We start from the raw sequence: 13,030 nt of genomic DNA on the forward strand, positions 1-13,030 counted from the left end.
TAAGCTTTGAAAAATAATTTAAATAGAAGAAATACTTTTTTAATATTGCAAATTCAAAAAAGGTTGTTCACTCCTACTTTTATGTATCCTGATCTTTTACTTCAGGAAACATTAAAACTCATCTATTTTTATAGCTTTCACAATACCCAATAAATTGACGTCCAACTTTGTAAACTCTGCAACAAGCTCACCGTCGTTAAAATTTTTTATTACATTGACACTACTCTCAACAGCCGTTACTTTGTCTAGTACAACTGTATCTACATATTATTTGCTACTTGTAAAAGATATATTAAACTCAGCATATCTATTCAAATAATATTTATTCAAATAGAATATAAAAATTTAAAGATAAATATTTAAGCTCATTATTATTTAAATTTTATTTTATATAACAAAGTTTTTACACCTTTAGCAGGAATAATCAGTCATGGAAAAGCAAGATAATTTATCAATTGCTCATAGATATCTTTCTAATACCATTTCAAAAGTAACAAGCTTGCCCATACATGAGCTGAAAAATTACAACACAGCCGAAAATGTAAATTCGTTCTTTTTTACTCATGACTTTGGTACTTATGAGTTAGAGGCTAAATTTAGTTATGGCGAGGATTCCCCACAGAAAGTAGCATTACTTATACATGGGGGTAACTCTGATCTAAGCTCTTTAACCCCTTTAGAAGGGCTTCTTAGAAGTAAAAATATTGCAACACTTTCTTTTAACTTAAGTGGTTTAAACAATACAAGCGAAACAAAGTCATCGTTATCTCAAAACATAAATGAAAGTATGACTTTTTATAGTCTTTTAAAAAAAGTAGATATTGTTATTGGATATAGTTTGGGTGGTTATATTGCAATTCATTTATCAAAAAAATTTCAAATAGATGAATTAATTCTATTATGCCCAGCCATATATTCAGATCAGGCAGTAAATAAAATGTATGGGCCAGATTTTAAAAATGAAATTTCAAAACCTTATAGTTTTTATTCTTCATCAATTTGGAACTTCTTAATGAGTTATAGAAAAAATGTATTAATTATTTATGGTGAACTGGATGGAGTAAAAACTAACAATGGTAAGTCAAAAGGTTTTTATGAGATTAATGAAGTTACGAAGTACTCTCCTATTCCGTATGAAATAGTTCAAACTTTCAAAACAATTTCTATGCGAAAAGCAAACTTCAATTTAATAATTGAGAAAGGCAAAGATCATTATTTAATAAAAATATAATAAAATATAATATTTAAAAAAATATTGATTTTTTAAAAGAGACACTCTAGTCTTTAGCTGAATTTTAATCACAATAAACTAGCCATGAATCAAATAGTTAAAAATTTAGACACTTATCATCTTTATCTTTCTCCCGAAATTTCTCATTTAATTAGTGAAATGTCATATGAACTGGCTTTACTAGGAGGCCCTGATTCTTTACATGTTCAAGATAAAATTCTAGCTTTTAAAGAAATACTAATTGCAAAGTTAAACTCATATGAAAAAAGTATTATTGAAAAATATATTCGTAGAGAAATACCTTATCTCGTTCTTGAAGGACTCAATATTAAAAAGTTAGATCGCAGTAAAATTGATATTACTCAATCAACACAATTACCTTCACTTGAATTACTTGAAACAGATATAGATATATTAACACTCGCTTCTTCTGAACAAATCATATTGGCACTGCTTGAGGAAGATGCTTTCGCATTTGATATAGATAATTTAGGCAAAATCGTTAGAGTTGTTGCAAACTTAAAAGGTGGTGGAATCACAAAAATTGAAAATGAGAATCCTGACAAGAGTTCACATTCAGGTATAGCACTAACTGCACACACCGAAGCTCCCTATCATACAGTGACTAAAGTTGTTAATAATCATTCACCTGCTCCCTCTTCTTTAATTTTAACAGCAAGATGGAATCCCCTGAACGAACCTACTAGTTTAATTCCAATCTCAAGAATATTAAGTCAATTAACTCTTGAAGAGACAATGGCTTTAACAACAGAAAGTTTTAACTTTACTAGAAGTGAAACTTTTAATGAGGGCCAAGGATCTGGTGGAGAAAACGTTTCTATTTTAGAAGTAGATAAACATGGTTATATAGCCATGAAATATAATTCCTATAGATTCACTCCAAACGAAAATGCTTCTTTAAAAATTAAAAATGCTTTTTATAAATTTGAATCAATTGTTCGACAAACTCATATTGTTGATTCAATTAATTTAAATCCTAATACAGTTTTAATTATTAATAATAGTTTATGCTTACATTGCCGAGATATTATTAAAGATAACCGTAGAACATTAGTTCGATTATTTGGTTATAGAAAAAACCTTGATTATATTGTGCTGCAAAAAAATCCACTTATTGTGAAAGGCTAATAAATTGAATTTTGAACTCCTCCTTATCTTAGGCTTAGTAGCTATGGTAGCTGGATTTATTGACGCTATTGCAGGTGGAGGAGGTTTAATCACTCTACCTGCATTGCTTTTATCAGGTGTCCCTCCCGTATCTGCAATAGCAACCAATAAATTACAAGCAGCCTCTGCAACACTTTCAGCAACTATTAGTTTTGCAAGAAAAGGGCTCATTGAGTGGCGTAAAGCAATTCCTATCGCTTGTATGTCTTTTTTAGGGGGAACATTAGGGGCTCTTTCAGTTACCCTGATGCCTAAAAATGTTCTTTTAACTATCGTACCAATACTTTTAATTTTGGTTGCTTTATATTTTATTTTTTCACCAAAGCTCAGTGATGTAGATAAAAAACCTCTTATTCCTTATTTTTTATTTGCACTTCTAGTGGCGCCGTTACTAGGGTTCTATGATGGCGTTTTTGGTCCTGGGGTTGGTTCATTTTTTATCGTTGCATTTGTACTGTTATTAGGATTTAAGCTAGTAAGCGCTTTATCTTATACCAAGTTAGCAAATGTGGCTTGTAACCTAGGTTCGTTATCTATATTTATCATTAAAGGATACGTCATTTTTCCAATAGCTTTTGTGATGGCTGGTGGAGCTTTTATTGGTGCCTCGATAGGCGCAAAATTTGCAGTAAGATTTGGCTCAAGAGTGATCAAGCCCTTACTCATAATCATCAGCTTATGTATGGCTTTAAAGTTACTTCTAGACCCTAAAAACCCAATTTTTATATATTTAAGCCATTTCTTTTAAGTTGTTTCTTCAATATTTGCAGATCAATAGCATGTTTCCTTGAGGTTCTTAAATCTGGTAAGAACCTCTTGCTACAGGACACAACAAATAATTTCACACTGCTACATTTAGAAAAACTTGATTTCTTTTTATTTTTTTAATAGTAAAGTTTAATAATTGAACTATAAAATAGAACTAAATATGGAAAAAAAAGATGATGCTACAATCATTGTAGAAGAAAAATCAGATCAACAAAAATACGAAGTACTAAAAGAAAAGCTGAGATATAAACAGGCACTTCGCGCAAACACACAAAAAATTGATCACAAAAATGTTCGCTTAAATATTCAAGCCGATGCTTTACCTAGTAAGACTTTTTTTATAATGAATGCACTTGCGGCGATCATAGCTGGATATGGTCTTCTTGCAGATTCATCCGCTGTAGTCATTGGTGCAATGTTGGTAGCAATGATGCTTGGCCCTATTTCAGGAATAGCTCTTTCATTTATTGATAATAGATGGATTTTATTTAGAACGTCATTCATCACCCTTATTTTGGGCTTAGTAATGATTTATTCGATTGGTATTATTCTGGGACTGATTAATATAAATATACCAATCACTGGTGAAATTTTAGCTCGAACACAACCTACAATAATGGATCTTATGATTGCGCTCGCAGGTGGAGCAGCAGGTGCTTTCGCCGCTATATCACCTCGACTCTCTGTTGCTGTTGTGGGTGTGGCTGTAGCGACTGCTTTAGTCCCACCATTAGTTGCAAGTGGTATCTTAATTGCTCATTTAGAATGGAAAAATGCTGCAAATGCTTTGATTTTAGCTATAACGAATATTATAGCGATTCAAGTCAGCTCCTCATTAGTTCTTTGGATTGCAGGTTTTAGACGAGGTTCTGATACTGAAGTAAAAAGTAATGTCTTTGAATTTATAAAAAGAAATATCATTAGTTTATTGTTTTTAGTGGGTTTAGCGATTTACTTAACTCTAAATTTTATACACATGCTAAATAAACAAATTTATGAGAACGAAGTAAAATCAGATGTTAATAAATATTTTAATATTAACAATAATATTGTCGATACAATCCAATTCGATAAACGAGATGCTTTTACGCTCGTTCGTATTGTAGTGCGTGGAGACACCACTCCAACAGCATTAGATATTCAAAAGCTTAATCAACTATTACCAAAAGATTCAAATGAGAAATCCACTATTGCTCAAATTAGATTTATTCCAGTAGAGATAATTGAAGCACCAAACAGTCCAAGTAATACAGTAATTCAGCATAAAGAAGCAGAACGTTTAGTTAAATAAATATTAAAAAAAGCTAAGCCCCGATTAGCGGGGCTTAGCTTTTATAAAGTAGTTCTAATTAAAAAATTACTTATTTGATGTCTGCAAATTCAGAAACAGGTTTGTTCACTTCAACTTTTGTGCCACCGAATTTTTCACTTACGAATTTTTGCACTTTCGGTAAGTGGTAAAGTTCACCAAGTTTCGTATAGATCGGGTCATTTTTGTTTGCTTCAGCTACGCCCAATAAATTGACATAAAGCTTAGTAGACTGGTCAACAGGCTCACGGAAGATAGCGTCTTTCATTACATTAAGACCACCCTCAAGTGCCAATGTATTACCAAGTACAATTGCATCTACATCGTTTTTAACACGAACTGCTGTAGTCATTTGAATTGGTTTTAATTGTAAATTTTTAGGGTTTTCAGCAATGTCGTTCGTAGTCCCTTTTATAGGATCAAAGTTTGGTTTAAGTTTAATCAGTTTAGCAGATTGTAATAATATTAATGCACGAGCTTCGTTAGCAGTATCGTTTGGAATTGCAATGGTCGCGCCTTGTGGGAATTCTTCAACAGTTTTAATTTTATCTGCATAAATACCCATTGGTTCCAAGTAAGTTGTCGCAATAGCTGCAACTTTCGCTGTATTTGAAGCATTGTAAGCTGCCAAATAGTTAAATGACTGGAACGCATTTACATCTTGCTCACCATTTGCGACAGATGTATTGAGCACAACATAGTCAGTCAAATTGGTAACTTGAAGTTTAATACCCGCTTCTTTAGTCTCAGGAAGCGTTGCAACATATTTCCATACATCCGTATCTGAACCTGTTGAAACCAGTTTAATTGTTCGAACAGACTCAGTTTTGTCTTTGGTTGTTGCAGTATTTTCAGTTTGTGCAGGTTGTTTATTACATGCAGTCAGTGTTAGTACAGATGCGCTGAACAATACACTAAATAATTTTTTCATAGGTACATCCTAAAATAGGAAACGCCTACCCTACAAAAGAGTGAGACATTTCCAACCATTGGGTCGAAATGCAATATTTGGCCGGAAATAATTTCCAGATATAGGGTTTAGAAGCCTGAATTCAGCACTATTCATTCCTTGAACTTGCTCGCTAAACAATAGAATTATGTTTTGAAACAGCCTCTAAATATGGGATCATCATATATCAACAAGTGAATATTCTACAAATAACTTGTTCAATTCTGATATATAGCCATGCTCACAGCAACATATTGAAAACATAAACATTTTTTAAATATCACATACATATTTGATTTATATGAAATTTTCAGGATTTGTTATCAATATTTAAGCTAAATCTCTGTTTAATTTTTACTTTTGTATATAAAAGCCCCTGCTTGTAACAGAGGCTTTCAAAATTTGATGGATACGATGAAATCTAAATTCAATAAAATACTTCTCAATAGATTTTATTAAAGTTTATTTCCTTGGTGAGCAATTAGCTCAAACTAAGTATGGATGATATAGCACTATGCAATTCATCTTCTGCATTTTCAACGTCATTGCTTGTCCAAGCAATATAGCCGTCTGGTCTAATCAGCATGCATTCATTTTCATCATTAGTCCAACAGCGTGAAAGCTCTCCATAAGAGTCTTCCACATCTCTTTTTGGCCCTACCTGTATAACTTTAATATCCAAGTTAAGCTGTCTATTAATATGATCTACAGCAAGCTTCCATTTATCACCTTGCAACCAACAAAAAAGCGTAAGCTTTCCGTTTCCAATTAAATCCAAAGTTGAGATTTTTCTATGATTTTTGACTAACCATGTATGAGAGAGTTTATGGCCAGCATTAAATGAAGGATAGTAATAAAGATCTTCATCTCTACAAGAATCTAATTCATTTTCAATATTATGTTTTGCTCCAATAATTGCAGATGAATGATATCGCACATTAGTTTCTACACCTAAAGCAGCAAACTCATAAGCTTTATATTCAATTGCAGACCTTAAATCACGGCGTTTAAGAGCACCTTTTTCATTACTCTCACTCAAATCATTAATGCTTTTTTGCATCGCCTCTGTACTGTACTTTCCATCTAACTCTAAAGCAGAAAATATAGTAGAGAACTCTCTAACACTTTGATTTGCACGCTTAACAATTCGTTCACCAACAGATGCTCTTTCATCATTAAAACTGTCTAATAAACCACTACCCGCTTTGCCATTTAATACAAATGCTAATTTCCAACATAAGTTATAAGCATCTTGTATAGATGAGTTTGAACCGAGTCCATTAGAAGGTGGATGGCGATGGACAGCATCACCAATACAGAAAACTCGACCTTTCGAATATTGCTCTGCATACATTTCATTGACTGTCCACAATGATTTACTACTTATATTTATTTCAATGTCGTTATCGCCAATAAGCTGTTTGCAAATCGCAATCGCCTCATTATCGGTAAGAGATGGCTCTTCCTTTTCAATGTCGTAACCCCAAACAATCTGCCATTCATTCCAAGGTCTAACCATTCGCAGTAAGCCTAACCCAATCCCACCAATGTTTGCTCCGGGTTGTATAATCCACCAGAGGTATCCAGGTCGATGCGAAACATATTTTGTTAAATCGGCTTTAAAAATAATGCTGATACTGCCACTTTTCCCCATTTTACCAGCCATAGGTAAATCTAAATCTTTTACGACTTGGCTGCTTGCACCATCAGCTCCGATTAAATACTTACATCTAATTAAGTATGTTTGTTTAGTTAATCTATCTAAAACAGTAACTGTTACACCATCTTCATCTTGCACATGAGATAAATATTCCGTATCAAATCTTGGATGGCTACCTCGTGATGCAGCATTTGAAAGCAAAATAGGTTCAAATAGGTGTTGAGGAAGATCGCACTGTTCACAAGGGCTCGCTTTAGCATACTCTGACATTCTTTCTGGATGATTCATTCCATAAGGAAAACGTCCAATTTCATCACCCGTTAAAGATGTGCAATAAACCACATCTCCCATAACTTCTTTTGGTGCTGCTTTTGCGATTACTTCATCTGAGATGCCTAAGTCTCGGACAACTTCCATTGTTCTTTGACTGATATAATGGGCACGCGGACTGTTTGCTAGCCATCTATATTTAGTTATTATGATATTTCTAATTCCATAAGTACTTAACATAAGTGCGGCAGAAGAACCAGCCGGACCACTCCCAACAATTAAAACATCAGTTTCTAACATTTTTATCCTATTACTTACATATTTTTAGCATCTAAATAGTTATTACACATATTTAAAGCAAATAACTATATTAAACATAATATTGCTTCAAAAACTCTTTAAAACCAATTGGAGATAAAAGCTTCACTATATTAATTTTCCAATAGATCTATAAAATAGATAAAATTAATTTCCACATATTTATAGATCTATTATTTTCACAAATATAACATTTGAGGTTTATTGGTTACATTGGCAAATCCCTACACAATATATCTTTTAGATACATCTAACTCTCCGATTAAGTTTATATTTTTTAAGCATAATTTTTTATTTATTAAAATTATATGAGCCACACCTTTAAAAATAAAATTATAAAACAATCATTATTTCAATTATACTTTATAAAAACAAATATTTTGATACCATCAATAGAAATATGAGCCATGAAAAATAAAACAATATTGTCGATTTTAGATAGATATTTTACAATACCATTTCCAATCCAAAAGATTTCTCAATTTATAAGCTAATAAAATAATAAATCTATTGAAAATTAAAAATATTTTTTTATACATAACTTTGATACTTATGAAGTAAATTAGCAAAATAAAAAAAATATTTTATTTTAAAAAGACCTATCAATTATGCAGTACAAAATAAAGCCCTTTAAAATTTCTAGTTTAAAGGGCTTTTAACATTTATTTAAATAAGAAATACTTTTAATTTATAGGAACTAATTCAAAATCTGGAACAATACTGCAAAAAGTAGAATATTTGCGATTACTATGGCCCACCCACCATATAGCATGTATTTAAGTTGACTTGAACGTGCTAAGCCCATTTGACCAAACATATCAGAAGATGGGAAAGGACCAAACCAGTCTACTTGGGAACTTGATAATAGAACTGCGGTAACCGCAACAGGTGGAACACCATTTGCCAGTAAAATTGGTCCAAAAATTTTATTGGTAAACGTCATTTGTGCAACAGCTGCCCCTGGAATATGCCCCACAATATTAAATAAGAAAATACCAAAACAGAGCATCGCAGGACTTAAGTCAACCAAATACGGTGTCGCATTATCTAACAGTGTTTGATAAGCATTGAGTTTTTCAACAAGAACTAAAATAGGATTGTATAACCAGTAAAGAATAAACATCCAGACTAATTTACCGCATCCCTCGTAGAGTGCTTCCAAAATCTGCTTAGGGCTAAAACCTGCAACTAACCCAGTCAAAGTGGCAACAGTAAGCATCACAATAATTGCAAAACTAAAACCTGCTTTAAAAATAATTCCAAGAATTGCCATTACGATAATTGTGCCAATGAATACAATTGCCGCACGTTTACTTCTTTTCAATTCGGAGGCACTTTCTATTTTTTCAGAAGGTTCTAAGAAGTTTTCATTATAGGTATATTTTCCAAAAGTCCACTTTTGTATATAGCCAGACATAAACCAACCTGTAAGAAGTGTGACAACACTCATAGGGATGGCACAGGCACTTAAGTATTGCGGATAGGTCAAGCCACCCAACTCTAAAATAGTCACTGTACTTGGTGTAAATGGTCCTATAAAAAGACCGACCGAACCTGCTGTCATCAACAGTAATGCAACGGTGGGTGGCGTTAAACCAACAGCTGCTGCAATGGGAATAATGACAGCAACAATAATGGCATTACCACCTGCCATAGTTCCCAATGAACCACAAATAACAACTGATGAAATCATGATGCCAAGTTTCACGCGAGGAATACTTGAAAGCCCAACTTTATTGACAATAAATTTGACTAATTCTTTCGCTGCACCTGTTCGGTTGGCGACTTCACCAACCCCAGCACCCAACATAATAATAAGACCGACAGTTGCAATAAATGAACCTGTAGACTTTGCAAGTATTCCACCCAATTCAAATACACTGGTGGATGTCATTATCACACTGATAATAATCGCAATAATCACCGCAAGCACAATATCTAGACCGATAACAGTTAAGAGTGCTAAGGCAAAAATAGGCAATAACCCAATTAAACCGACCTCCTCTATGGGTAAGCCTTTTGCATAAAATGCTAAAACAAAGCTAAGAATAATAATGGTAATAAGGACAATATTTTTAGGTGTCCTGATATTAGGTATTGTTATAGAAGATTGCTCAACTGACATATGTATCACTCCTTGATCATTGGCATTGAATTTCACACCAATTTACAAGGGTTTATTGACATTAAATAATGAATTCTAATAGATTACCTATAACTATTAGTTATGTGCTCATTTATGAATCTTCGACACCTAGAAATCTTCTATTTAGTCATGCTTTTTGGTTCACTCACAGAGGCAGCATCATCGTTATGTATTTCACAGCCTGCGGCAAGTAAACTACTTAAACATGCGGAACAACGACTTGGTTTTTCTCTATTTAAGCGAGTCAAAGGTAAATTACAGCCAACAAAAGAGGCCTATATCTTATATGATGAAATTAAGCCAATTTATGAAAAAATAAATGAATTAAATAAATTAACGGATAACTTAGCAAGAAGTACTCAAGGTCAAATCACACTCGGGTGTTTGCCCAGTTTAGGTTTAAGTCTCATCCCCAAATTAACTGCAAAATTTCTAAAAAAATACCCTGATGTTTTTGTCAATATTGGTACAGATCATACTCAAGCATTAGAGCAGAAATTATTAAGACGTGAAATTGATATTGCGGTGACATTCCAACCTCATACTCAGCATGGCATTATTGCTACGCCTGTTCTGGATATTCCTTTGGTTTACATCGACTCTCAGCCTATTGATGCAAAGCAAGATCTTCACTCAATTGATGAAAATAGATGGATTCAACCCTACTCAGACTCCCTCATGCAAGTTGTAAAAAGGTACAGAACATTTAATAAAAGTATTGTGAATGTACAAACCTATTATATGGCGAGTGAACTTGTGCGCGAAGGTTTAGGGTGTAGTATTACCGATATTTATACTGCTGCACACTCCTTACCAAATCATATGATTCACGAAATAAAACCAAGTTTATCTACCACAATTTATATTTTAGAAAATGCTAATGTGAGCACGACCAAAGCGACTGAAGATTTTATTGAATTAATTAAAAGAGAAATTGCTTCGATGACGCCATCGATTAACCAAAAGTTATGAGTAGTATCTAAAAACTCATTTGTTTAACGTTTTATCTTCTTCTTTAATGCAAATGTGTGTTGCAGATATAGCATGGAAGAATGAAAAAACATGTCGTTGTCATTGGTGGTGGAGTCATTGGTTTAAGTACAGCCTATGCACTTATTCAAGCAGGCCATAAAGTTACAATAGTGGAAGAAAAAGACCAGATTGGCTGCCAGACAAGTTTTGCAAATGGTGGTCAACTCAGTTATCGCTATGTTGCACCTTTAGCGGATGCAGGCGTTCCATTTCAGGCACTGCAATGGTTAGGAAAAGCCCACTCGCCTTTAAACTTTAAATTAAACTTTTCACCTCTTCAATGGTCTTGGTTATTCCAATTCCTCATGGCATGTAATCGCAAAGATAACATTGTGAATGGAAATCATATTTTACGGTTGTCCCTATATAGTCAAAGTATTATGTCTAAATGGCGTGATGAAATTGATAATTTTGACTGGGTAAAATCGGGAAAAATGATTATTCATCGCAATGAAAAAGCATTTAAAAAAGCAGCATTAGCGATAGATCCAACTGTACAAAAAGTGCTGTCACCAGAAGAAACCGTTCAACTTGAACCTGCTTTGAAAGGTATTGAATCTACATTAGTGGGCTCAATTTATACACCTGATGATGAAACAGCAGATTGCTACAAATTTTGTTTAGCACTGTTTAAAGCTCTAGAGGAGAGTAACAACTTCAGATGTTTATATGGACATGAAGTGACAGATTTTTTTGCGGAAAATAATCAAATTACTGCAATTGAAACAAATCAAGGACGTATAGAAGCAGATGAATTTGTCGTTGCAGCGGGTAATGGTAGTACTGCAATTTTTAAAATGGTGGGTATTTCAGTCCCAGTTTATCCATTAAAAGGATATAGCCTGACTTTACCATTCCCAGAAAAAGCCAACATTGTACCCAATATAAGCGTGACCGATTATGCGAATAAAATTGTATATGCAAAATTAGGGAATCAGTTTCGTATTGCCGCAATGGTCGATATTGGCTATCAAGATATCTACATTCGAAAAGAACGTATAAATGCATTGAAAGATACGGTACGAAAAACATTTCCTGATTTATTGGGTGTAAATACAGCACAAGAATGGAGTGGTTTACGTCCATCTACCCCTACAGGTTTACCTATTCTGGGTCGTACGAAATATTTAAATTTATGGGCAAATATTGGCCAAGGTAGTTTAGGTTTCACATTGGCCGCTGGTTGTGCCATGGTCATTAGTCAATTAATTAGCCAAGCAACTTCACCAATTACATTAGATGGTTTATCTCTGGAGAAATAAAAATGAGTCATGATATTCAACGTATTGATACAAATGCACGATTATCAGGTTGTGTCCTTCATAACGGTTTAGTGTATGTTTCGGGTCAAGTTCCAACGAATTTAGATGCTGATGCCAAACAGCAAACTTTAGAAGTTCTGGCAAAAATTGATGCTTTACTGGAACAATCTGGTAGTGATAAAAGCCGTAATTTAACTGCACAAATTTGGATTAAAAATATTGCCGAAGATTTTGCAGTGTTCAATGAATGTTGGGAAGCATGGTTACCAGATGGAGCAGCACCAGCACGTGCGGCTATTCAAGCAGATTTAGCTCGTCCGCAAGTATTAGTAGAAGTGATGGTTACAGCGAGTGTTAAGTAAGATTTGCCTTAAATAAAGCCAGTAAATTTACTGGTTTTATTAATTTCATATTCAAATATAGCCACTCATAAACACCTACTATTCTTCACTAAAAATTTAGTTCACATTGACTTTCTAACAAACGTTAGTTAGATTAATTAAAATTCAATCTCCTAAGAAGCTATAAATGATTTTAGTTCAACAAAAAGATCGCATTTGGACAGAAAGTGGTATTTCTGGGGTTCAAACCTGTCAAACTTGGACCTATAAAGATGGAGTTGGGAGCTATCTGGCAAAATTTCAGGCTGGAGCAAGCTTTCCTAAACACACTCATATTGGATGGGAACAGATTGTCGTTCTGGAGGGTGTAATCCGTTTCAATGATGTCGAAATGCAAGCTGGAGATGTGTTACAAGTTCAGGGCATCGATGAACATGAAGCGTTTGCAGTAGAGAATACTCTCGTGTTCGTTACACATCATGGCGGCATTGAGCTAACGGATTAATATTATGGCATCCACTAGAAAAACTCATCAACCGCTCACACGTGAAAAAAT

The 13,030-nt window shown here is 33.7% G+C and carries 11 protein-coding genes; 8 read left to right on the forward strand and 3 right to left on the reverse strand.

The features are described 5' to 3' along the window. Positions 1–430: 430 nt before the first annotated feature. The 4 genes from NE363_RS13030 to NE363_RS13045 all read left to right on the forward strand — a co-directional run bounded on the left by NE363_RS13030 (position 431) and on the right by NE363_RS13045 (position 4,478). Positions 431–1,231: a YqiA/YcfP family alpha/beta fold hydrolase gene (locus NE363_RS13030; RefSeq protein ID WP_445535236.1), complete on the forward strand. Its 801-nt coding sequence runs from the start codon at positions 431–433 to the stop codon at positions 1,229–1,231. 84 nt (positions 1,232–1,315) lie between these two features. After that, positions 1,316–2,380 carry a hypothetical protein gene (locus NE363_RS13035; RefSeq protein WP_191105542.1) on the forward strand — a complete coding sequence of 355 codons (1,065 nt, stop codon included), beginning with the start codon at positions 1,316–1,318 and terminating at the stop codon, positions 2,378–2,380. 43 nt (positions 2,381–2,423) lie between these two features. Then, positions 2,424–3,167 (forward strand): TSUP family transporter, encoded by a 744-nt coding sequence (locus tag NE363_RS13040; RefSeq protein ID WP_019458230.1) that lies wholly within the window; start codon positions 2,424–2,426, stop codon positions 3,165–3,167. Between the two features lie 180 nt (positions 3,168–3,347). Beyond that, a complete protein-coding gene (locus tag NE363_RS13045) occupies positions 3,348–4,478 on the forward strand; it encodes a DUF389 domain-containing protein (RefSeq protein WP_445535237.1) in 1,131 nt (376 codons plus the stop codon). A gap of 70 nt (positions 4,479–4,548) precedes the next feature. On the opposite strand, the gene NE363_RS13050 is transcribed toward NE363_RS13045, so the two are convergent. The 3 genes from NE363_RS13050 to NE363_RS13060 all read right to left on the reverse strand — a co-directional run bounded on the left by NE363_RS13050 (position 4,549) and on the right by NE363_RS13060 (position 9,818). Then, entirely contained in the window at positions 4,549–5,427 is an 879-nt protein-coding gene (locus NE363_RS13050) for a MetQ/NlpA family ABC transporter substrate-binding protein (protein WP_068936289.1), read from the reverse strand. A gap of 499 nt (positions 5,428–5,926) precedes the next feature. Beyond that, a complete protein-coding gene (locus NE363_RS13055) occupies positions 5,927–7,675 on the reverse strand; it encodes an FAD-dependent oxidoreductase (RefSeq protein WP_445535238.1) in 1,749 nt (582 codons plus the stop codon). A gap of 715 nt (positions 7,676–8,390) precedes the next feature. After that, entirely contained in the window at positions 8,391–9,818 is a 1,428-nt protein-coding gene (locus NE363_RS13060; protein ID WP_004702959.1) for a Na+/H+ antiporter NhaC family protein, read from the reverse strand. A 114-nt stretch (positions 9,819–9,932) separates the two neighbouring features. Between NE363_RS13060 and NE363_RS13065 the strand changes: the two genes are divergently transcribed. From NE363_RS13065 to NE363_RS13080, 4 genes are all read left to right on the forward strand, one after another. Continuing rightward, positions 9,933–10,811, forward strand: a complete 879-nt coding sequence (locus NE363_RS13065; protein ID WP_410566452.1) for a LysR family transcriptional regulator — start codon at positions 9,933–9,935, stop codon at positions 10,809–10,811. Between the two features lie 80 nt (positions 10,812–10,891). Continuing rightward, positions 10,892–12,133: a D-amino acid dehydrogenase gene (locus tag NE363_RS13070; RefSeq protein ID WP_445535239.1), complete on the forward strand. Its 1,242-nt coding sequence runs from the start codon at positions 10,892–10,894 to the stop codon at positions 12,131–12,133. Between the two features lie 2 nt (positions 12,134–12,135). After that, positions 12,136–12,495: a RidA family protein gene (locus NE363_RS13075; protein ID WP_445535240.1), complete on the forward strand. Its 360-nt coding sequence runs from the start codon at positions 12,136–12,138 to the stop codon at positions 12,493–12,495. A gap of 166 nt (positions 12,496–12,661) precedes the next feature. Then, positions 12,662–12,979: a cupin domain-containing protein gene (locus tag NE363_RS13080; RefSeq protein ID WP_347913291.1), complete on the forward strand. Its 318-nt coding sequence runs from the start codon at positions 12,662–12,664 to the stop codon at positions 12,977–12,979. Positions 12,980–13,030 lie beyond the last annotated feature (51 nt).

This window comes from Acinetobacter sp. G18 (assembly GCF_052660225.1).